General features: G+C 42.9%; 22 protein-coding genes. 7 read left to right on the top strand and 15 right to left on the bottom strand.

The window, feature by feature from the left end; genetic code table 11:
• Positions 1–43: 43 nt before the first annotated feature.
• Both lipA and ACQKCP_RS05510 read right to left on the bottom strand, forming a co-directional pair.
• On the bottom strand, positions 44–1,087 hold the full coding sequence (gene lipA / locus ACQKCP_RS05515; RefSeq protein WP_057760861.1) for a lipoyl synthase: 1,044 nt from the start codon (positions 1,085–1,087) through the stop codon (positions 44–46).
• A 148-nt stretch (positions 1,088–1,235) separates the two neighbouring features.
• Positions 1,236–1,646, bottom strand: a complete 411-nt coding sequence (locus ACQKCP_RS05510; protein ID WP_057760859.1) for a carboxymuconolactone decarboxylase family protein — start codon at positions 1,644–1,646, stop codon at positions 1,236–1,238.
• 419 nt (positions 1,647–2,065) lie between these two features.
• Here ACQKCP_RS05510 and acnB point away from each other — a divergent pair, with 419 nt between their 5' ends.
• The 3 genes from acnB (at position 2,066) to ACQKCP_RS05495 (ending at position 5,964) form a co-directional block, all read left to right on the top strand.
• Positions 2,066–4,669 carry a bifunctional aconitate hydratase 2/2-methylisocitrate dehydratase gene (gene acnB / locus ACQKCP_RS05505; protein WP_427611581.1) on the top strand — a complete coding sequence of 868 codons (2,604 nt, stop codon included), beginning with the start codon at positions 2,066–2,068 and terminating at the stop codon, positions 4,667–4,669.
• Positions 4,670–4,871: 202 nt separating this feature from the next.
• Positions 4,872–5,315, top strand: a complete 444-nt coding sequence (locus ACQKCP_RS05500; protein ID WP_427611580.1) for a DUF805 domain-containing protein — start codon at positions 4,872–4,874, stop codon at positions 5,313–5,315.
• Between the two features lie 208 nt (positions 5,316–5,523).
• Positions 5,524–5,964, top strand: a complete 441-nt coding sequence (locus tag ACQKCP_RS05495; RefSeq protein ID WP_427611579.1) for a PACE efflux transporter — start codon at positions 5,524–5,526, stop codon at positions 5,962–5,964.
• A 70-nt stretch (positions 5,965–6,034) separates the two neighbouring features.
• Here the strand turns inward: ACQKCP_RS05495 and ACQKCP_RS05490 are convergent, their stop codons facing one another.
• Positions 6,035–6,832, bottom strand: coding sequence for an enoyl-CoA hydratase/isomerase family protein (locus ACQKCP_RS05490; RefSeq protein WP_427611578.1), 798 nt, complete (start codon positions 6,830–6,832; stop codon positions 6,035–6,037).
• A gap of 339 nt (positions 6,833–7,171) precedes the next feature.
• On the opposite strand from ACQKCP_RS05490, the gene ACQKCP_RS05485 reads away from it, so the two are divergent.
• Entirely contained in the window at positions 7,172–7,984 is an 813-nt protein-coding gene (locus ACQKCP_RS05485; RefSeq protein ID WP_427611577.1) for an alpha/beta fold hydrolase, read from the top strand.
• Positions 7,985–8,138: 154 nt separating this feature from the next.
• On the opposite strand, the gene ACQKCP_RS05480 is transcribed toward ACQKCP_RS05485, so the two are convergent.
• From ACQKCP_RS05480 to ACQKCP_RS05460, 5 genes are all read right to left on the bottom strand, one after another.
• A complete protein-coding gene (locus ACQKCP_RS05480) occupies positions 8,139–9,203 on the bottom strand; it encodes an HpcH/HpaI aldolase/citrate lyase family protein (protein WP_427611576.1) in 1,065 nt (354 codons plus the stop codon).
• Positions 9,204–9,268: 65 nt separating this feature from the next.
• On the bottom strand, positions 9,269–10,450 hold the full coding sequence (locus tag ACQKCP_RS05475; protein ID WP_427611575.1) for a cysteine protease StiP domain-containing protein: 1,182 nt from the start codon (positions 10,448–10,450) through the stop codon (positions 9,269–9,271).
• 62 nt (positions 10,451–10,512) lie between these two features.
• On the bottom strand, positions 10,513–11,343 hold the full coding sequence (locus tag ACQKCP_RS05470; RefSeq protein WP_427611574.1) for an HAD hydrolase family protein: 831 nt from the start codon (positions 11,341–11,343) through the stop codon (positions 10,513–10,515).
• A gap of 42 nt (positions 11,344–11,385) precedes the next feature.
• Entirely contained in the window at positions 11,386–12,702 is a 1,317-nt protein-coding gene (locus ACQKCP_RS05465) for a phosphoribosyltransferase domain-containing protein (protein WP_427611573.1), read from the bottom strand.
• A gap of 43 nt (positions 12,703–12,745) precedes the next feature.
• Entirely contained in the window at positions 12,746–13,972 is a 1,227-nt protein-coding gene (locus ACQKCP_RS05460; RefSeq protein ID WP_427611572.1) for a S1 family peptidase, read from the bottom strand.
• A gap of 724 nt (positions 13,973–14,696) precedes the next feature.
• On the opposite strand from ACQKCP_RS05460, the gene ACQKCP_RS05455 reads away from it, so the two are divergent.
• Positions 14,697–15,404: a hypothetical protein gene (locus ACQKCP_RS05455; protein ID WP_296211579.1), complete on the top strand. Its 708-nt coding sequence runs from the start codon at positions 14,697–14,699 to the stop codon at positions 15,402–15,404.
• Between the two features lie 124 nt (positions 15,405–15,528).
• A complete protein-coding gene (locus tag ACQKCP_RS05450) occupies positions 15,529–16,269 on the top strand; it encodes an MHYT domain-containing protein (RefSeq protein WP_379544726.1) in 741 nt (246 codons plus the stop codon).
• A gap of 130 nt (positions 16,270–16,399) precedes the next feature.
• On the opposite strand, the gene ACQKCP_RS05445 is transcribed toward ACQKCP_RS05450, so the two are convergent.
• Entirely contained in the window at positions 16,400–17,548 is a 1,149-nt protein-coding gene (locus tag ACQKCP_RS05445; protein WP_427611571.1) for an ATP-grasp domain-containing protein, read from the bottom strand.
• A gap of 288 nt (positions 17,549–17,836) precedes the next feature.
• Here ACQKCP_RS05445 and ACQKCP_RS05440 point away from each other — a divergent pair, with 288 nt between their 5' ends.
• On the top strand, positions 17,837–19,105 hold the full coding sequence (locus tag ACQKCP_RS05440) for a TerD family protein (RefSeq protein ID WP_427611570.1): 1,269 nt from the start codon (positions 17,837–17,839) through the stop codon (positions 19,103–19,105).
• Between the two features lie 123 nt (positions 19,106–19,228).
• Here the strand turns inward: ACQKCP_RS05440 and ACQKCP_RS05435 are convergent, their stop codons facing one another.
• The 6 genes from ACQKCP_RS05435 to ACQKCP_RS05410 form a co-directional block, all read right to left on the bottom strand.
• Positions 19,229–19,837, bottom strand: coding sequence for a TerD family protein (locus ACQKCP_RS05435; protein ID WP_057760836.1), 609 nt, complete (start codon positions 19,835–19,837; stop codon positions 19,229–19,231).
• A gap of 76 nt (positions 19,838–19,913) precedes the next feature.
• Complete coding sequence (locus ACQKCP_RS05430; protein WP_057760834.1) at positions 19,914–20,666, bottom strand: TIGR00266 family protein; 753 nt, start codon at positions 20,664–20,666, stop codon at positions 19,914–19,916.
• A gap of 206 nt (positions 20,667–20,872) precedes the next feature.
• Positions 20,873–21,448: a TerD family protein gene (locus tag ACQKCP_RS05425; protein WP_057760832.1), complete on the bottom strand. Its 576-nt coding sequence runs from the start codon at positions 21,446–21,448 to the stop codon at positions 20,873–20,875.
• Positions 21,449–21,902: 454 nt separating this feature from the next.
• Positions 21,903–22,823 carry a glutaminase gene (locus tag ACQKCP_RS05420; protein ID WP_290175455.1) on the bottom strand — a complete coding sequence of 307 codons (921 nt, stop codon included), beginning with the start codon at positions 22,821–22,823 and terminating at the stop codon, positions 21,903–21,905.
• Positions 22,824–23,067: 244 nt separating this feature from the next.
• Positions 23,068–24,135, bottom strand: coding sequence for a DUF475 domain-containing protein (locus ACQKCP_RS05415; protein WP_057760827.1), 1,068 nt, complete (start codon positions 24,133–24,135; stop codon positions 23,068–23,070).
• 227 nt (positions 24,136–24,362) lie between these two features.
• Positions 24,363–24,938 carry a TerD family protein gene (locus ACQKCP_RS05410; protein ID WP_057760825.1) on the bottom strand — a complete coding sequence of 192 codons (576 nt, stop codon included), beginning with the start codon at positions 24,936–24,938 and terminating at the stop codon, positions 24,363–24,365.
• Between the last annotated feature and the right edge of the window lie 185 nt (positions 24,939–25,123).

Here is a 25,123-nt window from a genome sequence, read left to right as displayed (position 1 = left end):
GGCGGCTGTTCTTCACAATTACTTTCACATCACTTTTGCTAAATTAGCAGCCAAGTTTGCCTTCAGCTTCTAATGCTTTTTTGCTACGGATAGGTGCTGGGCAGTCTTCGCCATAGTACTGACGATCTGCAAAGTAGCTTGAGCGTACCATTGGACCTGCCCAAATGCTAAAGAAGCCAATCTTTTTACCGTAATCCATGTAGCGTTGGAACTCGTCTGGATGGACATAACGATCAACAGGCGCATGGTTTTTGCTAGGCTGTAGATACTGACCGATAGTGATCATATCTACATCATGAGCTTTTAGATCATCGAGTAGGGCATAGATCTCTTCTTCTGTCTCGCCAAGACCAACCATAAAGCCGCACTTAGTGGCGATATCAGGACGACGCTCTTTATAAATCTTAAGCAAATCTAGCGAATGCTGATAGTCAGAACCTGGACGGAAAGCTTTGTATAGACGTGGCACCGTTTCGATATTGTGGTTAAACACATCTGGTGCAGTCTCTGTCAATAAATCCAATGCGATATCCATACGACCACGGAAATCTGGTACAAGGATTTCAATCAAGCAGTTTGGGCTAAGCGCTCTTGACTCGTTTAGCACTTCTACAAAATGTCCCGCACCGCCGTCTTTTAGGTCATCGCGATCGACAGAGGTGATTACGGCATACTTAAGCTGTAGACCTTGAATCGTCTCAGCGGTATGACGCGGCTCATCCTTGTCTAGCTCATTAGGACGACCATGACCTACATCACAGAATGGGCAGCGACGCGTACAGATATCACCCATGATCATAAAGGTGGCTGTACCATCAGCGAAGCACTGTGGCAGGTTAGGGCATGCTGCTTCTTCACAGACGGTATAAAGCTTTTGCTCACGTAAGGTTGCTTTGATACGAGCGACTTCAGCAGGCGAGGACATTTTTACCCGAATCCAATCAGGCTTTTTCTTTGCCTCGACAGTCGGGATCACTTTAATTGGGATACGGGCAACTTTATCATAGCCACGCAGCTTTTCGCCTTGGATGGCTTTTTTTGGTTTGGCCTTAGCAGCAGGTACATGTGTTTGTACGGCAGTTGTCATAATGGAGTTATCTCTTAACCCTTTATATTATAAGGGTTTATGGAATTATCAGAATGTTTTATGAGTGCAGATATTATAGCAGAAATTTGGTCGTCAATTTTTAAACAATATTGTTAAGATTACTATGATTGCTCGGACGACCATAGTTTTAAATATCTATATCGATTTCTAACTCATTCAGTATATCTATGGCGGCGCGAAACGCTTCTTGAGTAGCAGGTGCACCGCAGTACGGCAAGCTATGCATGAGCACTTCTCTAATCTCGGCGACACTAGCCCCATTGTTAATGGCACCGCGTATATGTCCTTTCAACTCGTTTGGGCTTTTTTGGGCGATTAAAAAGGCAATAGTGATTAATGAGCGATACTTACGCGGTAATACTGAGTCATCTTGCCAAGTGCTGCCCCAAGCGTGTTCGATAATCCAGTCTTGCAGTGGTTGGGTAAATCCTGTGGCAGCATCAAGCGAGCGTTTGACATGCTGCTCACCCATTACCTCGGTGCGTACCTTGAGACCATTGTCATAGTTAGGATTGTTGTCCGTATTGCTATCAGTCATATCGTCGTCCTTAATGTTTTACCAAGATGTCTTTACCAAATCGACTGTTAATCAATCGGCTGCTAATATATCGATATTGCTACATTTTTTTAAGCGAGACTTTATCGAAGTTGTTTCTTACAAAAGCGTATATCAGTCATATGGTGTCTGCTCAGTCATAAAGCAAGCGCTGATTGATAAGCGTAATCAGGCAAATGCCAGTTATAATGAGCGTTACAATCATATTATTGATGGCACTATTTTTATAATAAATGTTCAATATGGCCTTACTATGCGCCTTTTCAGGGCTGAGCCATTAACATTTAAAGCGTTTTAAGCTATGATTGCACGGATAATTATTTCATATAGTATATAGACGCAGGCAGTCATGCTGACTACCCACGTAATGTGCTACACCCCAACTGACGAGGACGACTATTGTGTTAGAAGCTTATCGTAAACATGTCGAAGAACGTGCTGAGCTAGGAACTGTACCCCTACCACTAAATGAAAAACAAGTAGTAGAGTTGGTTGAATTATTAAAGAACCCGCCTGCAGGCGAAGATGCGTTCTTGATGAACTTATTAGAAAACCGTATTCCTGCTGGTGTTGACCAAGCAGCATACGTTAAAGCGGCATTTTTGGCTGCTATCTTAAAGGGTGAAACATCATCACCACTTATCAGCAAGCAAAAAGCTGTTGAAATTCTAGGCACTATGCAAGGTGGCTACAACGTTCAGCCATTAGTTGCTGCACTAGATGATAGCGAAGTTGCACAAGACGCTGCTGAAGCATTAAAGAAAACTTTGCTAGTATTTGACGCGTTCAATGATGTGACTGAAAAAGCAGAAGCTGGCAACACTATTGCTAAAGAAGTGATTCAGTCTTGGGCTGACGCAGAATGGTTCTTGAACCGTGCTGAAGTACCAAAGAAAACCACTTACACGACGTTCAAAGTCACTGGCGAGACCAACACGGATGACTTGTCACCTGCGCAAGACGCATGGAGCCGTCCTGATATCCCATTGCACGCGTTGGCCATGCACAAAAACTCTCGCGACGGCATCAATGCTGACGAAGAGGGTGTTGTTGGCCCAATGAAGCAAATCGAAGCGCTTAAAGAAAAAGGCCATCCGCTAGCCTATGTTGGTGATGTTGTTGGTACTGGTTCTAGCCGTAAGTCTGCAACCAACTCAGTATTGTGGTTGATGGGTGAAGATATCCCTAACGTGCCAAACAAACGTGGCGGCGGTCTAGTGCTTGGTAACAATATCGCTCCTATCTTCTTCAACACAATGGAAGATTCTGGCGCATTGCCAATCGAAAAAGTTGCCGTTGATAACCTAAACATGGGTGATGTGTTTGACATCTATCCGTACGAAGGCAAAATCACTAAGCATGACTCTGATGAAGTATTATCAACGTTCTCACTAAACTCACCAACATTGCTTGATGAAGTTCGTGCTGGCGGCCGTATCCCATTGATCGTTGGTCGTGGTTTGACCAACCGTGCGCGTGAGTACATGGGTCTTGGTCACTCAGACGTGTTTGCTAAGCCAGAAGAGCCAGCCGATACGGGTAAAGGCTTTACGCTAGCGCAGAAAATGGTTGGTAAAGCATGTGGCCTAGAAGGCGTACGTCCAGGTATGTACTGTGAGCCTAAGATGACGACTGTCGGCTCTCAGGATACGACTGGCCCAATGACGCGTGATGAGCTAAAAGACTTGGCGTGTTTGGGTTTCCAAGCGGATCTCGTCATGCAGTCATTCTGTCATACGGCGGCTTATCCAAAGCCAGTTGACGTTGAGACTCAGCACACACTACCTGACTTTATCATGAACCGTGGCGGCGTCAGCTTACGCCCAGGTGATGGTATCATTCACTCATGGTTGAACCGTATGCTACTTCCAGATACCGTTGGTACTGGTGGTGATTCGCATACTCGTTTCCCAATGGGTATCTCGTTCCCAGCCGGTTCTGGTCTAGTTGCTTTCGCAGCAGCAACTGGTGTGATGCCACTTGATATGCCTGAATCTGTCCGTGTTCGTTTTGTTGGTGAGCGTCAGCCTGGTATCACCCTACGTGACCTAGTACATGCGATCCCTTATCAAGCGATCAAAGAAGGTTACTTGACCGTTGATAAGAAAGGTAAAATCAACGAGTTCAACGGCCGTATTCTTGAAATCGAAGGTCTAGAAGATTTGACCGCTGAGCAAGCATTTGAATTGTCTGATGCCTCAGCTGAGCGTAGTGCTGCTGGTTGTACCATCACTTTGTCTGAAGCGTCAGTGACTGAGTACCTAAACTCAAACATCACGCTGCTTAAGTGGATGATCAGTGAAGGCTATGGCGATGCACGTACGATCAGTCGCCGTGTTGAGCAAATGCAAGAGTGGTTGGCTAACCCAAGCCTCATGCGTGCTGATGACGATGCTGAATACGCGATCGACATCACTATTGATATGTCAGACATCAAAGAGCCGATCCTTTGCTGCCCGAACGATCCAGATGATGCCAAGACTTTGGCAGACGTGGCTGGCGATACCATTGATGAAGTATTCATTGGTTCATGTATGACTAACATCGGTCACTTCCGTGCGGCAGGTAAATTGCTACAAGACGTACCAGCAGGAAGCCTCAAGACTCGTCTATGGATTGCACCACCGACCAAGATGGATGCACGCCAGTTGATGGAAGAAGGTTACTACAACATCTATGCACAAGCCGGCGCTCGTACTGAAATGCCAGGTTGTTCACTATGTATGGGTAACCAAGCACGTATCGCACCGAAATCTACTGCGGTATCGACCTCAACTCGTAACTTCCCGAACCGTCTAGGTCAAGGCGCTAACGTATACCTAGCTTCTGCAGAGCTTGCAGCAGTCGCAGCGGTACTTGGTAAATTGCCGACTAACGATGAGTATCAGCAGTATGCTGGTATGCTAAACAGCATGGGTGATGAAGTCTATCAATACATGAACTTCGATCGTATGGAAGACTATACTGAAGAAGCAGACAAGATTAACGTTGCTCAGTTGACCTAATTTTGGTTGCAGCTTAAGCAAAACGTTTTTAAGTTTTAATAATAGAATAACCCCGTATCGTCATGATGCGGGGTTTTTTATTGATGACTGTAAGAAAACTAGTATTCATTTACAAACTTTTATTGAGTATCTATAATCAAAGCCAATGGTTGATAATTTTCACTGACAATTTCTACTTTTCACGACTGAGATAAAAAGCCCTATGGAAAATAATATCAAGCTTGATAAAGCGACACCGCCGCCATTGCCTAGATCTACGGTGGCTAATAATCATAGTGCTGAAGCAAATTATGGCATCATTGACTGGTTTAAAAAGGGCATGAGAAATTACACGAATTTTTCTGGCCGTGCTCGCCGTAAAGAGTATTGGTATTTCTTTCTAGTACAAATGGGAGTGATGATCGTTGCAATGCTGCTAGACGCAATAATATTCAGCTCAGAGACAGGTTTATTTTACATAGTAGTGGCACTTGGTTTATTTCTGCCTGGTCTTGCCGTGACTATCCGCCGCTTGCATGATACTAGCCGCTCAGGATGGTGGTTTTTGATAGGGATAGTGCCACTGATAGGCTCTATTATATTGCTAGTATTTCTAGCGAGTGATACCAAGCCTGAAACCAATAAATGGGGTCTACCGGCAAAATAGTCTGGCTAAAACGGGCGCTAATGATTAATAAAGCGGCTTACGCCTGTTTACAAATGTCCTTACTGATTTTTGAGTCTGGTTTTTGTATAATATGGGGGCAGGCGGAAACCGTGGCTCTGCACTTTATTTATCTTTTCTAACTCGGGACGGACCGATACTTTAACATGCACCTTGCTGTTTAAATACAGGTGCTTTGGAGTCTTGGTTGATGACCTTATCACCGCTTAAACGTCGCTTAATTTATGTGACCGCTTTCGAAATTATCGCGATTATCTTATCTACCCTTATCTTGATGAAACTCAGTCACAGTGACGCATCAGAATCTTTACCAATAGCCGTAATGATGTCGGTAGCAGCCGTCGTTTGGAACTTTATATATAATACCGCTTTTGAAGCGTGGGAACGTCGCAGGCGCATTGTACGTCGCACGTTATGGATACGCAGTGTTCATGCTTTTGGTTTTGAAGGTGGGCTGGTGTTGATCTGCTTGCCACTATATATGATTTGGTACGATGTTGGTTTAGTAAAAGCCTTTACGATGGAAGTAGCGCTACTGCTATTTTTCTTAGTTTATACGTTTACCTTTACTCTGATTTTTGACAAGATATTTACTTTACCTCATCATTCTAAACCCGCGTCCGCTTCTTAATCAAAGATATTGACAAAAAAAGGGCTACCATATTGGCAGCCCTTTTTTTATGGCATCATTGTTTATCTTGTTATTTGCCTTGATATACAGGTTTACGCTTCGCTATAAAGGCGCTAACGCCTTCGATAAAGTCATCAGTTTTTGCCATTACGGTCTGTTGCTCTACTTCTGTATCTAACGCTGCGCTCAAACCAGCGAAGGCGTGTACGTTGAAGCTCTCTTTCATAGCGGCCAATGCCTTGCCTGGCAACTGGCTCAATCGTAGCGCTAATGATTGTACGGTGGCTTCTAGCTCGTCAGCACTAACCACGTTGTTCACTAGATTTAAGCGCGCCATGTCTTCGGCTTTTAACTTATCACCTAGCATTACAAGCTCAGTGGCTTTTGCTGCACCAACCAATTGGTTTAATAAGTAAATACCACCTGCATCTGGAACTAGGCCGATATTGATGAAGGCTTGTACAAACTTCGCATTGTCTGCGGCAATTCGGAAGTCACAAGTAAGCGCCAAGTTCATGCCAGCACCAGCCACGGCACCTTCTAATTTGGCAATAATCGGCTTATGGATATGACGTAACTTTAAGCTGACTTCGCCTGCGCCTTCTACCATGCCTCTTAATTTGTTTGAAACAATATCCTTGTCTAATCCTTCAGACAACATCTCTTTAATATCGCCGCCGCTGGAGAAATTACCACCAGCCCCTTGCAAAATAATCACCCGTACCTGATCGTCTGCAGCCGCTTTATCTAGCGCTATCAAGACTTGGTTTTTTAAGGGCGTGCCAAAGGCGTTTAAGCTTTTTGGATCGTTAAAGGTAATGGTAGCAATGTGCTCTGCAACTTGATAATCGACGAGAGACTGTGACATTTGAGATTTCCTTATTTTAAATGACTGTTTTAATATTTTGTATCAATGACAATACTTTGAGATAAAGGTAAAAATGGTTCAATGCTGATTACTATAGCAGCTTGTTATGATTATAAAAGCATGTTTTGTGGGCGCTTAAGACACATCTACATACTGGTAAACTTTACTATTCTATCGCAAAAGCCAATGCTAGCTAATGAGACAAAACGACTGGTTCGTAAAAAGGCTATGACCTAAGGGTCTAATGGATTATGCTAATATGCCAGGTTGAGCGTAAAAGAGTCGTAAAAGACACAAGGGTACGCTCAAACTTTTCATTGATCAAACAAGGACGTGGTTATGCCAACTATCACTGTAAATAACGCTGATATTTATTACGAAGACAGCGCACCGAATGACACAACAAAGCCCATTATCGTATTTGCTCATGGTCTACTGTGGAGCTCACAGATGTATGATAAGCAAGTGGAGCATTTTCAAACAGACTATCGTTGTATTGCTTTCGATTTTCGCGGGCAAGGTCAGTCGCAGGTTACTAAATCTGGCTATGATATGGAGACGCTGACGGACGATACGCTTGGCTTACTTGCAGCGCTTGGTATTGATAAATGTCACTTTGTTGGGCTATCTATGGGCGGGTTCGTGGCTCAACGTATTGCGCTCAAACGCCCTGAGTTGCTGTTGTCATTAACGCTGTTAGAAACCTCTGCTGACCCTGAAGATCCAAAAAATATCCCTCAGTATCGCAAGCTGGTTAAAGCGATTCGCTGGTTAGGTATGAAGCGTGTGAGTAATAAGGTGATGCCAATTATGTTTGGCAGTACGTTTTTGGCAGACAAGCTGCGTAAATCTGACCGTAAGCAGTGGCTAACAATGCTACAAAGCAATCGCAAGGGCGGTGTGGTCAAAGCAACAATGGGTGTGATTGAGCGTACAGGTACTTATGAGCAGTTGGGTGAAATTAAAACGCCGACACTGATTGTGGTAGGTGATGAAGATGCCGCCACGCCTTATGCCAAATCTGAACGCATGCACTTTGCTATTACTGGTTCTAAGCTTGCTATTATCAAAGGTGCTGGTCATACATCGACAGTAGAAGAGCCTGAGCAAGTGAACCAAGTACTCCGTCAGTTTTTGGAAAGTTGTGCTTAATGTAGCTACTGTTCGAGAGCTTTAAAGCCTCATATCTATAAAAAATCCTAAACAAATAGCTATATAAAAAAGCCGCTACCTGTTATTTGATAGCGGCTTTTTGCATGGTGCAAGTTGTTAAATGGCAGACAGTTATCTGTATCAGCGGTGGCAGCTACATTCGTGAGCTGTACTGGCTATGTCCGTCATCAATGGTTCCAAAGGCTTCTGCGCGATTAACAATTTCAGTTGCCCAAGCACGGTGCGTCGCAGGCTCTAGCATCGTATTATTGTACTTAAATACCGCTTTGGCCTCAGAGTGAAGGATCGCTTGCGCTTCATCCAATGTACTCAGTGGCACACAGTAAGCTTGCTGTACTAGGGCGATTTGGCTTGGATGAATGACAGTTTTGCCCACCATCCCTAAGCTGACATCTCGGTTCAGCTCTTGCATAAACAGCGTCGGCTGATCCAAGTACTCAAATACTGGCGCGGTAAGATAAAAACCATGCGGCACAAAACAGCCAAGCATTTGATAAGCCAACGTACCGATAGGCGAGTCATAGACAATACTGTTTTTTGGGCGGCGTAAGCGCAATGCTGCAAACAAGTCATTACCGCCGATACGCAATGCAAAAACTGGTTGGCTAAACGCTTCTTTAAAAGCGATGGCAAGCTCCTGATTGTGATGCGGATTAAACAGCGCGGCGGTTTCGAGCGTCGGCATAAGTAGTTGATCTACTTTTAGGTTCTGACAAGCCATGCGCCAGTTAGATAGGCTATACATATCAACTTTTGGCATGACGAAACCATCGATAAGATCGATATGGGCATAATCAGCCAGTTGCTGTAGCATCATCGGGCTACGTGGGCGTATAAAGACTAGTGGACGCGTTGGATGCTGAGCATGAATCTTCGCCGATTTAGATGGCGCATTGATGCTATTCACATGCTCAGCCCAAGTATTTAGGAGGGTTCGCAAACGCTCAAGCGCTAACTCAACATCCTGCTGACTGACAGCATCTTCTAGACAGATAATAATACTATTAATCGTCGGTAATTTATCTCGTTTGATGACTTGCCAAATATCTTGGCGAGTCGCAGGCATGTATAAGCTAGCACCGAGCTGATATGGATGGTGCGTGTGTGGTTTGACCATCGCATGACGCTCAGTGATCAGATGCGCATAAGATTGGGTATCATTGTAAAGGTTTGACTCGGTTTTTAGCATATCTGACATAATTGGCATCATAAGTAGAGAGTATAAGAGAACGAAAAAGAAAGTATTTAATACCGTTAATTGTATTAAGTGTCTTGGGAGCGCTGCTTGATAAGCGTGATGGCTTGATAAGGCAGTATTTTATCACCTAATACACTGATAGTGATGTTTCGTTGCGCACATAAATGGCGTAGCAGTACGGTATCAGGGTGCTCAGCAGTGGCGAGCAATATACGCTCGGGATCACGGCGTAATATGGCACGTGTTGCCTCAGCAATAGTCGGCTTAATACGGTTGCGATTGACGATATGATAATCTGCTGCCAGCGTCTCTATCAACGCCGCAGTCTGGTAGCGTGGCTGCTGGTAAGTCGGTAAACGCGCTGGAGTTGTAGCCAATGATCGTCTCACGGCATCGATACGCTCAATAAATGCCAAACTGTGATCTACCTCAATTAAATCATCATAAAAGACACTGCGATGCAGGCCTGATGACGGCTCTGTATACAAGCTGCGTGAAATTAATCCTGATACGGTGCTATTTAACAACCCTGATGGGATTAACCAGTCTTCTTCACTAGCCGCGAGCCAAGCAACGCCAGCCGGATCGGCAAGAGTCAGTAGCGGAATGACGTTAGCACCTTGATGAAAAATATTAGCAAAATTAACATGAGTAGAATCGCTAAACGTCTCTAGACTACGAGCCAACTCTTGATAGATGGCACCTTTACCTGTCCAGCCATCGACGAATATGACTGGACTGTTTGGATAAGCTTCCAGTAGCATTTGCAGGGCCATTGGATCAAGACCACGATCCCGAATGATACTGATGCCATAATGTACACTTGGCAGGCGATAGCTACTGTCTGTATCCGACAGCGCACGCTGCAATAACACACCAATCGGCAGACCAGCTCTTACCAAACTGACCAAAACCAGTGGGTGCTCATCACTCACATTCTGCTGAAAAACATGATGTAGCGTATAGGATAAATGAGCGATATCGGTCGCTGCTCTTGTTGACCCTTGCTCTAATGCCTGTATGTATAGCTGCTCATGCATTGCAGTAGGTGCTTGCTCTAAAGTCAGCATGTCAGAGTAATGGCGTTGTCCGCTTTGGATAAGCGCTTCTTTTTGACTGACGGGCACATCAGCAACCGCGTCCTTATCCACCATATCGAGTAGGACAGTGACATCGCTTGCAAGATAGCTGCCTGAGCCATAGTTTTGCAGAGTAGCTCTTTTTATCTGTATATTAGGTAAAGTCATAGTATGAATAATAGCACTCGTGATGATAAAAGTGGATTTGCGTGGCTGCAGTTTAAGCTGATTTAGCCTGACGATTTAGACTGGTATTGCTCATGCAATTGGCCATGATTGGGCATACCGTACCAGTCCAATAACTGTAAGAAAGGCAGATCAGCTAAGCTATCACCAAAGCCAAAACTGGGACGCTGATGGTCTAAATGATGCTCTAATAAAAACTGTACCGCATGACGCTTGTGAACCGCATGGGGCAATATCGCTAGGTTATTAGCATTCACATGTACATAGAAATTTTGATTAAAATCACGTATCAGAGTGGGCAGTTTCTCAGCTAAATCTACGAGCGCTTGATGGTCTTTCTGCGCATGTTTGATAGCCAGATAAATGGTTAGCTCTTTATCAACAGAGCCATTGTTAAAGCTATCGATATGCGGTGTAAATACTAAATGACTTTGCTCGCTTTGACTATGACTGGCAAATAATTCGCTTAGTTTATTAAGCTTATCTTGCAATGGCGCAAGCTTACTATACATATGCTGCTGCCAACTGCTCAGCAGCGCTCCGTCAGACGTTAAAATAATCGCTCCATGGGTTAATACTTGCCAGCTATCAAATGGCAGCTTCACACGTTTTATTTCACTACGATCCCGCGCCGTTACTACGATTAATTCGGTGCTAGCTAACAACCAATTAAAAAAGGTTGCTTGGCGCTGACTCATAAAGCTCAGTGGCTCGTCTTGTTTATTGACTGTCGCACAAACTAGAGATTCAGGTTCAGTGGTGGGTAAATCCCAAGCGTCAATTTTACGTTGGGTTTGGAATAACGTGTCATCCAAATCCATCAAGGCATAAGGCTTGATGATATCTGAGTTGGCTTTAAAAAAGGAGGTAGTCATGGCGTCGTCCGTAAATAATAGGTTTGAAAGTTAGAGAGCAGTTTAATGAATAGGGCTCATCACCAGCACGTTATCCAAACCTCGCCACATAACATCCACACTATCAGCTGATGTTTCTATACACAACACAATCAAATCCCAATCACTAGGCTCAACGTTATAAGCAAAATTGGTCATACCAAGCCCGTAATTATCGCTAAAGCTCAGCATCGTGGTAATCGCCCCACCAAGCGCAATCGGTGAGCGGGTTAATGCGCTAAAATTAACCATGGACGCTGTATCGTCGTTGAGCTTGTCGGACTCTGTTTCAAGCCATTCAGCCAATAGAAATGGCAACCAAACAAACTCATTGCTGCCCAATACTAAGATTCTTTTTGGTAGCTGAGCAACATCAAAGTTTTCTTGATCATTAAAACGGGTAAATGCAGTCTGAAAACTTGAAAGATAGTTAGCAAAACCTTCTGTACTGTCTAGCGTTGGAAAACGCCCCCAGTTTCCCGTATCACCGAGCGCCTGACTACCAGCGGCAGTAGTATCAACCGATGGCATTGTAATGGGTTCAGGATTAGGGGCATCTGTCCATTGCCAGGCACCAGACAATAAATGATGTCGATGAAACTCAATACCAGCGAGACGATCGGCCATACGTGCAGGTTTAGCATCTGACTGTGGATTAGGTTTCTCTTGATCTAATGACCAATCGACCAGTGTTGTTAGATGCACTTGCTCTAACTGGATCAGTCCTGCTTCACGCAGCGCAGTGACGACATTAACGCAGGTATTACCCGTTGAGGCTTCATCATCGACCATAATCAGTGTTTTACTGGCCAGTAGCTGCGCCTGAGTAACGCTATCTTTGCTCTGATAAATTAAATGTTGGCTAGCATGACTGTGGTCTTCACAAAACGTCGTTAGCAAGGAGTCGGTACCATTTGGATCACTACTCTCATCGTGCTGTGCATGACGCGTAGAGTTTAATAGCAGAGCTTGAGGATAGCGCGTTTGTAGCGCTCGATGGACACCAGCAGATAGACCAACAGCGGTCTCTGCCATACCAATGACTAGGATAGGTTGAGACAAGTGATTAGGCACTAAATCAGCCAAATCAGTAAATGCCTCTCGCATGGTGCTTGGCGCAACGGGAATATGACGACCTAGCACTTTTGAGACAAACAAAAACGCACGCTTTGGATTAATACGCTGTGCAAATCCAAGTAAGTCTTCTAATTGATAATGGTCGCGTTGTTCTGCGCCATTTTTATTAGTGACTGATTTATTAGTGGCTGAGTTGGTTTGATAAGTCAGATCTAGCGTACCACGGGGTAGGGTGATAGTCGTACTGTGTTGCTCATTTAACATTCATATTCCTTGGCGCTTTTAATTATATGTCGTCGTAGATTTCTTAACCCTGACAGCCAACCAGCCATAAGGCACTGCGACTTTGCTTGCTTAGCTGAGGTGTTGTAAGAGGCGTAGCACTGGTCAAATCAGACGTGTGCTCCAAACTGATGCCAGCGCTCGCCAGTAGGGCAGATAATAACTGAAATTTCACCGCATAGTTCATATTTTGTGCATGTTCATGAACCAGACTTGATGTGACCATACCGACCACCTCTCCAGTCGGCAATAATAAAGGACTACCACTAGATCCAGGCTGAATGGGTGCGGTGAATTGCATATGACGGATATCGTTATTTAAACCTGTCAATCCTGATATACAGCCTTGAGTGACTTGGAGTTGGCTACTCAGTCCTGACAACGGAAACCCCAGTGTGGTAATGGTCTCACCTAATATATCAACACACTGCTGCGCCAATGGAAGGTAGCTAGGCAAAGGATCACTAACTCTAATAATAGCTGAGTCGCTTCCGATATCGCTGAGTACGACTTGTGCCTCGCGATCAGGCTGACCTTGCTGACGTACGCCAACCATCGCTGCTGACTCAATCACATGATAGCAGGTCAGCAGATGATAGGGATCAATAGCAAACGCTGTTCCTGTCCAAGTCTCGCCTGCTTGTACTTGACGAGGAGGGCGAGCTTCATTGTTTGGTTGAGTACGCTGCTGCTGTTGAGCTTCTTGAATAAGCGTATGTGTGCTAGGTGGACGAACATCCAGACTAACCTGTACATGATGTTCAAGGCTCGCCAAGCCTTGCATTGATGTCTCACCAAGCGCCCGACATTTGAACTGTCCATTACGCTGATATATTTCTAATATAATCGCCGCTTTGACATGCCGCTCGTTTGTTGTGAAGTTGTAGCGAATATCCCCGTTGTTGAGCGTGAGGCTTACGTCATTTAACTCTACCGCTGGCAAGTTTAGGCTTGGCTCATGATAAACATAAGCAATCAGTTGTAAGAAACTAACGCCAAGTGTATCAAATAACTGGGGTAAATCTAACTGCCATGTGCTTGGATTATCCTTGTTATCGAGCTGAGCCCAGTCTTTAGACTCATGTAAATAAGCAGGACTACAAACTGCTTTACGATGGGCATCTAATGGCAACCACAATAGCCCAAGCTGCTGTCCAAACTCTAATGGTTTAGTAGTAGAAAATGCGATCGAACATTTGTTATTTTCGATAACTGTATTGGCTCCTAGCACTAATTCGACTTGCTTCGACATCACATTTCCTTAGTTTATTTGCGCGATTATGTTTATTGTTATTATTTAATGATTCTATCCTTGAGACTAAAGTCTGACTACACAGAGGATTTTTATTTTGGACCTATTATTCTACAAAGAGAAAACAGTAATAGGTGTTTTAATAAATAGTTAAGGTTAATTGCATAATAGAAATATCAAGATAGATAGATATAAATAGGTGTCAAGATTTTTTAAATAATACATTATTTTTATAGAACAACGATGTGGCACTATAGTCTAGCCATTTGTCGGCTAATGTAGCCATTTATCGGACAATACCTTATAGTGTATTGCTACAAAACAAAATTCCAGTAATAATACAATCAAAATCTATTGCTATTTAGTAACTTCACTGTGAGTAAGTGTTATCATAAGAATTTAAAAATAGTAGTTTATTTAAACATATTTATCTCAATCTTGTTTTCAAGCTCATTACTGCTTTAAGATTAATGAATTTCTAGTTGTTAAATCGTTTATATGCTTAATAACTATAAAATTGAAGTTTCATCTACTGAATATATTTCATTTCTTATAATATAAAAGATATACAAAAACTATTGTGTGGTTGATGTCTGAATATTTTTTATATTGTGAGAAAGTCAGTTGGCCGGATCTTTAAAACGTTATTCATATTTGTTAATTACTTTATGTAGAGAGCTTGATAGAAGAAAGCGTAGCAGTATTTTAAGAAAAGGAGTGCTCTATGAAATTCTCTTGTGCATTAGAAACGTCTTCTGAACGTATTCGTTTGGTCAATGTTATTTCGCCGCTTATCAAAGCAGGTTATCAGCTAGTCTCCCAAAGACAGGAGGCTTCAGAGAATGGTGGTAACATCATTCACGTGATCGCAAGAAGTCTGGGGTCTAAAACGCAGGAAGATTTAATCGATGACTTATCTTCGATCGAAGGATGTACGCTTTTTAATCTAGAAATAGATGATGAGGGTGGCTCGTCAGCTGCCCCCGCAAAAAAGACATTGGATGAGAAGAGCGTTCTATCAGCCATCGGCGCGTACTACCCTAAAATAGCAGATATTGTCGGTCAGTATGAAGATAGTTTGCCTAGTGATCAACGCATGACTGCATTGCACGAGTTGGGCCGTAAGGTTGGTGGCGGAATTTACCAACGTGATTATTCACTTGGTAGTCCGTTAAAGATGCCTACTACGATTACTCGCGAACTTGTGCCAGCACTAAAGGGACTTTCTAAAGTTAAAGCAAAGAACAATGTAATTTATTTAATCAAATGTCCATTTTGTAAATCGTCAGACCATAATCACTCAGGATGCCATTTTATTGTAGGTTATATAGAAGGCTTTTTAGCAAGCAATCCTGCTGTCGATATGGTTCAGGTTAAAGAAACTAATTGTGGTGCGGGCAGTACCAACATTTGCGAATTTACCATTGGGTAAAAATATTATGCATAGATAATCTAATGTCTGTGTAAAACAAATACTAATGAGCGAATGACGCACTGTGTTGTGATTGAAGTAACGTTATTTGGCTCAGTTTTTATGATAGATAAAAGGCAAAAAAATGATTGAAGTTGAATATAACTTACTTTTGGTGTTGGTCTCATACGCCATTGCAGTGTTTGGTTCTTATGTCGGCCTAAACCTAGCCATTCGAGTTCCTTCTGCCAAGCCAGGAACAGATTTATATTTTTGGGTTGCGCTATCTTCGATTGCAATCGGGGGTGCGATTTGGTCTATGCACTATATCGGTATGATGGCAGTTGATATGAAAATGCCTGTTACCTATGATCTAGGGTTAACGATTGTCTCAATGCTACTTGCAATTTGTTTCGTTGCTGTCGGTGTCCTTATCGTAGGTCGCGGTGATTCAAGCATTGGTAAACTGATCGGCGGTGGCGTGCTTACTGGACTTGGTGTCGCAGCTATGCATTATACGGGTATGGCCTCTATGCAAATGGACGCTACCATGTCATACAATATACCGTTATTAATGGTATCAATTGTGATTGCTATTGCAGCCGCTATCGCTGCACTATGGTTGGCATTTAATTTGCGTGGTTCATTACAGCGTTTTGGTAGTGCGTTTATCATGGGTCTTGCCGTTTGTGGTATGCATTACACTGGTATAGCCGCGATGGAAATGACAATGACTGATCATGTGATGCCGATGGACTATACACATGCAGGTGCCATTTCTTCATCTATTATGATTTTCATCGGTTCAGCCGTTGTATTGAGCTTGTTATGGTTCATTGCTTCTAAAAATGCACCTAAGCAAACAACACTAGCGTTTGGTGAATAATTCAAAGCGTTCGTTTTTAATACTTTTCAAGAATGAAGATAATAAAAAAGGTTTTTAGATATTAATCTAAAAACCTTTTTTTGTGCCTATTCAAATCATTTGCTAACCACGTGCATGCTTAGCGGACTATTTATTCATTATCCTTTTCAATTTTGACACTCATCATAATAGAGCGTACTTGGCATGGTTCAATATGCTGAATATTGGTCTCTAAGTTAGGTCTCTCTGATAATCCCAGCCAATAAGAAAATCCAACTTGCGTCAAATCAATTCCACTATGAGAAGTATAACCAATACCACCTGATGGGCGGCTATTAATCTCAAGAACTCGGTGCTGACCACTATCGTCAGCTTTGGTCTGTACACTGACGATACCATCACAGCCAAAAGCCCTAATCAATGGGATTACGACATCCATGACAGACTGCTCATAACCAACGTGTTGTATCTTCCCTGTTTTATGACGAGTGACAGCAGCTAGAACTTCGCCATATTCACAGACTACATCGATAGAGTACTCTTGCCCTGATAGGTAAGGCATAAGCAACATTGGAATAGGGCGCTCGTGTACCATTTGACTGTTGGTATAGGCATTCACAAACTGAGCTGTATTTATCTTTTTCTCTTCAGTGAAGTATAAGTGCTCAAAGCTATCGTACGCAGTACTATCTGCTTTACCCGTGTCTAGTCGCCAAAACCCTTGGGCAAAAATACCGACAACAGGTTTGACGCATAGGGGTTGGTCACCATGCTCGGTGAGTAAAGCCTCAAGCTCCGCCGTATTGTCAAAACGCCATGCGTCTGCCACTGGGATATTATGAGTGTGACAATGCTGCATAAAAGCAAATTTATCATCGATTGACTCTAGTGCCGCCACGCTGGTTGCGCCCGTCAATAAGCGAATACCCGCAGCGTCAAATTTCTCACGATGCGCTTCATAATCGATACCATTGCGTCCAGTCAGTAGTACTTTTACGTTATGCTTTTGAGCTTGTTCCAATACGAACTGCCAGCGTGGTATAGGTTCGCTAGTCATTTGGGTGTCAGTATCTACAATCGAGTCAGTTGGCTCACGATAAACCATATCGGCTAATTCAAAAATTTCAGGTCTATCATGACGGTGTGAGGCAATAACTTGAAAAGGGTTGTTTGAAGGACTGCTTGATTTGCTCTTTAGACTTTGTAAGCTCTTTAACATATCACGCTGGCTAGATTGGCCTTCAGCTAACCACGCTCCTACTGGTATTGAAGGGTTACTATTGTCAGCAAGATTATTCATAATTCTCTCAGCGTTATCATTAGGTGTAGGGGAATGGGCAAGTCAATATTGCTACTGCAAATCTAGTAGTAATATTAGCAAAGGTATACGGTTTAATAGGAAGTATTATATACAAATGATATGCGTTATAAACGCCTCTAATAAAATAGTCATAGGGATTTGTAAGGATGACTTTAGCGCTTATATAGCGATTGTCTGGTTCAAAAAATTCATAATATCCATGCTACTATATGATGATAGTCAGCATGACAATGACAACAGCATAATAAATAATCTAAAGGATGTATGATGAGTCAAAACCAACCTCAAAAACTAATTGCAGGTGCCAATGCGCCACTACCAACTGACAATATTAGCATTCGTATTTTAAGCCAAAATGCCATCGATTGTGCCGCTTATCGCCTGACTAATGACGGAAAAGTACGCGGTGATGGTGACATGATATTTTATGGTCAGACACGTAGCGATGATGGTAGTGTTAGCTTCCGTGGTCATGACAGTGATGGGTTTTTTGATGTCAATTTGTCTGCACAGCCTGCAACTATTGAGAAAATTGCCCTAGCGTTCTCTAGTGCGCAAACACTGTCGCAAGTTGGCGATGTGGACATTCAAGTTTTGCAGGGCAGCCAAGTGCTGATGAGCTGTCAATTGAGTAGCGTTGGACGTAATGAAAAAGCCATTATATTGGCTGAATGCTATCGCAGACAAGGAAGCTGGAAATTTCGTTTTATCGCCCAAGGATTTGAAGGAGGGTTAAAACCTTTATCTGAGCATTTTGGTGTTGAAATCGCTGATGACGCACCTGCCCAAAATCAGAACCCTGCACAAAGCCAACCTATCAACACGCAGCGACCAATCAATACGCAAAAAGTAGGCAGCACGTCTCAAACTAATAACCCGCCACCGATTCCTGCCAGTCCTTCGATTAACTTAAGTAAAATAACCTTAACTAAAAACCAATCTAGCATTAATCTTAAAAAACGTGATGACTTTGGCAAAATTTCGGTCAATTTAGATTGGAACCAACGCCCGCAAAGTGATAAAGCAGCGCCTAAGAAAGGCATACTGGGAGATCTGTTTAAGCAGCATCAATCAAGCGGTATCGATCTAGATGTCGGTGCTATGATTCATCTAAAAAATGGCGAAAAAACCCTTATTCAAGCGTTGGGTAATCGTTTTGGTAGTTTACAATCAGCGCCCTATGTTTGCCTACGTGCGGATGATAGAACGGGGCAGGTAAGCGGCGGTGAATGGCTAGATATTAACGGTCAGCAATGGTCACAGATTGAAGAGGTGTTTATCTTTGCGTTTATTTATGAAGGCGCGCCCAACTGGGAAAAAACCTATGGGGTTGTGACTATCCATGTACCCGAGCAATCACCGATTGAGACACGTTTGACCGAGGGTGCTGGTAATCTACCAATGTGTGCCATTGCCCGTTTGGTCAATCAAAAAGGCAGTATCAATGTTGAGCGTATCAACCAATACTTCAAAGGTCACCAAGAAATGGACAAAGCGTTTAATTGGGGCTTTAGCTGGAAACGTGGACGTAAATAGTATTTTTTAAGATCTAAATAATAAACATAAAAGAGCGGCCCATCTATTGATAGATGGGCCGCTCTTTTATGAAATAAACTATTTAACTAGATTGGTAATAATCCAGTTAAAGTCTCAAGTCAATTATGCATGCGGAGTAATAGCAGGCATTAAATCGTGGAAGGTGCGGCCAGAAGCTGTTTCGCCAATCGCATGCATTTTCCATTCATTGTTATGACGATAGACCTTTGCCATTACCATCGCCGTATGTCCACCTTGCGCAGACAGGTTATAACGTGCTACTTCACTATTATTATTGGCATTAACGATACGACAAAAAGCATTTTCTACTGTCTCAAACGTTTGACCAGTAAAGCTATTGACCGTAAATACCAATGAAACCACATTGGCAGGTACTCTTGAGAGATCGACATTGATGACTTCATCATCGCCATCACCATCGCCAGTACGGTTATCACCAGTATGCACGATACTGCCGTCTTTCGATTTTAGCTGACTAAACCAAATGGCATCGACCGCTTGCTTGTTAGCATCGAACATGATGCATGAAGCATCTAAATCGATAGAATCGCCGCCAGAACCGCCGCCGAATAATTTTCCTAAGAAGCCACCTTTTTTATCCTGTGGCCCTTGCGCGACATCCCAGCCTAGACCTAGTTTAACTTGAGTCAGCTCGCCACCAGCTTCTTTGCTTAGGGAGATTTTTTGACCTTTTTGAAGACTAACTGCCATGTGAGTATCCTTATAATAATTGTGAGTAAAACCGTTTAAAAATAATGCTAAAGAGTATTATAAATTGCGAAAGGTGCTATAAGATATTGTCTAAAAATCCGCCACCGCCACCACGTCCACCTGAGCTACTACCTAGGACGCTTTGTATCCAACCTTGATAACTGTCACGATTGCGCGAGCAAATAATGACTTTGCCACTTCCTGAGAAGTTCAGAACCATACCTTCGCCACTAGTAACAGAGTTGATAATATTGCTCATGATGCCTTTTTTCTTACTGGTAGAAACTGACAACTTGTATTCAAGATTTGAGTCCCAGCAGACCACATGACCGTTATCAATAATAACGTCTTTATCCGGTGTGACATCAATCTCAAACAACGAGCCAAAACCAGATACCACGACTTGGCCTTGACCTTGGGTCTGCATCACCATAAAGCCGCCTGTATCACCAAACACTGCACCGCCTAAATTGCGCTGAATATTGGCTCTGATATCGACGCCAGTTTGGGCCGCGACAAACGCACCATCACTCAATGTATATTGCTGCTTGCCAACTTCTATGATTTGCATATCACCATCAAGCGTGGGCGCAAGCAAACAGTCGCCCTCACCATTAACCGCTTCAATCTGCTGTTGAAACAACGATTCATCGTTTGCAAAGCGGCGCATCAGTGACTGCATCAGGCCACCTTGTAGCTTACCTTTCAGCTCAAGATTGGACTCCATCATCACCATCGCATTGGCTTCACAATAAATTGAATCGCCTTTTTTAAGATTACAATGCAAAAAAGGTTCAATAGTACCGATTAAACTGAATGTTGCGGCCATGGCTTGCAAATCCTTATTCTAATATCTTTGTTAAATGCTCTTAATGTATGCGTATGCTTTTATTTGCGCTATAGACTGTAATGATTAGCCAATTAAATTTAAAGCCATCAAATGCGTTAAAGGGGCACACTTGATGGCTCATTAGATCATAACCAGACGTCTGATTATGATAATTGGCTTGCTAAACATTTACGTTGGTTTTAACGTTAAACATTTACGCCATAAGAGGCTGCTAATGGTCCTAGACCACCGCTGAAGCCTTGACCAACCGCACGGAACTTCCAATCACCGCTGTGACGATATAACTCACCGAAAATCATCGCCGTCTCAGTGCTGCCATCTTCTGATAAGTCGTAACGAGCGATTTCAGATTCGCCATTATCGTTTACAACGCGGATATAAGCATCACCAACTTGACCGAAGTTTTGGTTACGTGCTTGGCCTTCATAGATGATGGCACAGATAGCTACTTTGTTGACGTCAGCTGGAATGCTCGCAAGATTGATTTTGATTTTCTCATCATCGCCATCGCCTTCGCCAGTACGGTTATCACCAGTATGCTCAACAGCGCCGTTGTCTGATTTTAGGTTATTGAAAAAGATAAAATCTTGGTCGTTACGGACTTTGCCTGCTTCGTTAATCAAGAAACCGATTGCATCTAAATCAAACTCTTGGCCGTCAGTGGCACGTGGATCCCAGCCTAGACCGACTGTAATGTTAGTTAAACCTGGCGCTTCTTTTGATAAGTTTACGTTGCCGCCTTTTGTTAAGCTAATAGCCATACAAATATCCTTTGGATTAATAGTTAAGTGGATTGATTGATAAAAAATAAACTAAAAGTTGTGCAGTGACTGATACCTCAGAGCAAATAATAAAAACTTACCTGTACGCTATGCCCTGCATATCATTAGGTTTTACTATACTAAGCGTTTGCTCACTAAGCAAGGCGTATTTTGTGCACTTACTATATGCTTACCAAGGGAAATAATACTTCTGTATCTTTGATAATTTCTAGTCAACTTAGCAATAGTCGTTAAGATATTGTTATGAAAAGTAATGTTTCATACAAAAGGGATTTAGCACAAAGATAGCTTAGATAAAACAATCGCTTTAAAAAGCACCGACTGACTATATGTGCTTATAATAAACCAACTCATGGCTTAGGTATGCTTTGCAGCTAGTATGAGAGTATGGCGTTATATAAAAAACCTATTTAGATAAATATACATGTATCTCTTATTCTGCAAAAACTGACCAGCCAGTTTTTTGTACGAAGCGCTCTAGTGCTTTTAGTCCAAGCTTAGAGTTACCTACATGATCAAGCCCTGGTGACCAAACCGCGATAGAACCTTTACCAGGTGCTATCGTCAAAATACCGCCACCAACGCCGCTTTTGCCTGGCAAACCCACGCGGTAAGCAAATTCGCCAGAACCATCATAATGACCACACATCATCATCAACGAGTTAATACGGCGTGCTCGTTTTTCATTGATTACGCGTACTCCTGAGTGCTTATCAACTCCATTAGACACTAAGTACAGACCAGCACTGGCCAACTGTTGGCAGTTCATTGCAATTGAGCACTGATGAAAATACGTACCTAATACATTATCCACATCGTGTCTTAAACGACCAAAGGATTTCATAAAGTGCGCCAGAGAGGCATTTCGGTCCTTGTGCGCCATCTCAGAAGCCGCTACTTTATGATCAAAGCGAATTGACTCATCATCTGCAATGAGGTGAACAAACTGCAGGATTTCACCCAGTGTTTCTTTTGGCTCATGTCCCATCATGATGGCGTCGACAACTGCGATTGCCCCAGCATTGATAAAAGGATTACGTGGGCGGCCAGACTCATGCTCGAGCATCACAATTGAATTAAAAGGATCGCCAGATGGTTCGCGTCCGACGTGTGTCCAAAGTGTATCGCCTAGCTTGCCAAGACCAATGGTCAAGGTAAATATTTTAGAGATACTTTGGATGGAAAACAGAGTGCTTGCATCACCTGCTGCATACATATGCCCATCAGGAGTCGCTACAGCTATACCGAACTGGTTCGGATCGACATGAGCCAATTGCGGGATATAATCTGCTACTTTGCCGCGGTCAGTTTCTCTTGCCATCTCTGCGGCAATATCATCAAGAATTTTTTGCATATTGTTTATAGGGTCTTATTTCGACAATTTATTTAAGGATGAGGATTTTAACTGAAGATAGGGTAATAGTAACAGGGCAAACGTAATTTTAACCATTGATTGTCTTAATTATTGGTTATTCCGATATCTTGGGGCTTCAATACGGCCTAACAGTAAGGCAAAATTGTTAAAAAAAACAGGCCATACCTGATGATATGACCTGCTTAGATGTATAACTAGATACAGATTACACTGAGAACATGCCTTAGTTTAAGCTGGCTTTCTCAGCTTTACGATGCTGAAGTGACGCTAGCAGCGCCCAACCAATAAAGGCAATACCAATCAGACCAGTGATAATCTCTGGCACGTGGAACTTCACTGACAATAGCATAATCAGTGCCAATGCGCCGATTGCATAATGTGCGCCATGCTCAAGATAGATGAACTCGTCAAGCGTGCCTTTGTCTACCAAGAAGATAGTCATCGAACGTACGAACATCGCACCAATCGCAAGACCTAACATGATAACAATCACATCATTAGTAATTGCAAATGCGCCAATCACGCCATCGAAACTGAATGAGGCATCTAGGACTTCTAAGTATAGGAAACCAATGATACCGCCTTTCATAATGGCACTGGTCGCCGCAGCGCCCGAACCATTCTCTTCGTTCTCTAGGTCTTCTTCCAGATCGCCCTCGAGCATACCTGATACAACCTGTACGCCCAGATAAACCAAGATACCCCAAACACCTGCGATTAGGACAGCGCTTGACTGCTCTGCATTAGCCCACGATACCGCAATCATCAAGACGATAAGCGCTACAAATACGCTCATGGCATCGACTTTACCTAGCTTGGCTAAACGGCTTTCAAGCCAGTCAAACCAATGTACTTCTTTGTCATCAAAAATAAAGTTCAAGAATACCAATAGTAAGAAAATACCACCAAATGCTGAGATTTCCGCATGGTGTGCCATCAGTCTTGCCGAGTACTCTTCAGGGCTATATAAAGCCAAGTTGATGACTTCCATCATACCAAGGTCAGCAGTAACCGCGACGATGACAATAGGGAAGACCAATCGCATACCGAATACAGCGATTAGGATACCAACGGTTAAAAATATCTTTTTCCAAAATTCGTCCCAGCCCTTAAGGACTGAAGCATTGACCACCGCATTATCAAAAGATAATGAAATCTCCATGACGGCCAAAATAGCGGTAATAGAAAGAGTGGCTATCATGCCACCCATACCGCCATGTGAATATCCCCACCATGCTGCTATTGCCAAAGCAATTGCGGTGAAGATAAAGTCTAAATAAAAATGTCTCATGACACATCCTGTATGGTTGCGTAAAGCTAAGGTCTACCTAGTATAGGCATGAACCGCAAAAAAGCGGTTATTACTAACCACTTTTTATGCATAATTTTAAACGAAACGTAAAGCATTACTAGTCATTTGGCCATTAAAAATTGTGACTATTTGCAACGATGGCGGTTTGCTATTTTGGACGTGATGACGGTGACTAATAATAGACTAAATACCAGTGAATAATGGTTTTAGATATCAACACCGTATTGCTGACACATCGCTTGCAAGCCGCCTGAATAGCCTTGACCAACAGCACGGAATTTCCATTCGCCGTTGTGACGATATACTTCGCCAAATACCATCGCTGTCTCTACAGAGTAGTCTTCTGCTAAATCAAAACGTACTACTTCAGTACCAGTCTCTTCGTTAACGACACGGATAAAGGCGTTTGCGACTTGACCAAAGTTCTGGCTACGCGCTGCAGCGTCATGAATAGTCACTGTCACGACTACTTTATCTACGTCTGCAGGTACTTGAGTGAGATTTACTTTGATAACCTCATCATCACCGTCGCCTTCGCCAGTACGGTTGTCACCAGTATGCTCGACAGCGCCATTGTCAGACTTCAGCTGATTATAAAAGATAAAGTCGTGATCGCCGCGCACTTTACCCGCACCATTTAGCAAAAACACGCTAGCATCAAGATCGAACTCAGCACCAGAAGTAGCGCGCTCATCCCAACCAAGACCGATAAGTAGTTTGGTTAAATTTGGGTCAGTTTTCGTTAGCGATAAATTACCGCCTTTATTAAGTGATAAAGCCATGGTGTTATCCTTTTTATTAGACGTTAGTGGTTTTATAAGGTCATCGAAAAAAGGCGATGCTTACGCAATAACTGCGCAAATCCATCGCCTAGTAACGCTCTATCATAGCAACAAAAAATGACCCAATCAAAGCTGATTGGGCCATTGTTATATTTCATATACATTCGGCAAAAAACAGAAGTTTC

This window comes from Psychrobacter sp. NPDC078631 (assembly GCF_050268165.1).
Taxonomy (GTDB): Bacteria; Pseudomonadota; Gammaproteobacteria; order Pseudomonadales; family Moraxellaceae; genus Psychrobacter.
This window is presented reverse-complemented; position numbering and strand designations above follow the sequence as displayed.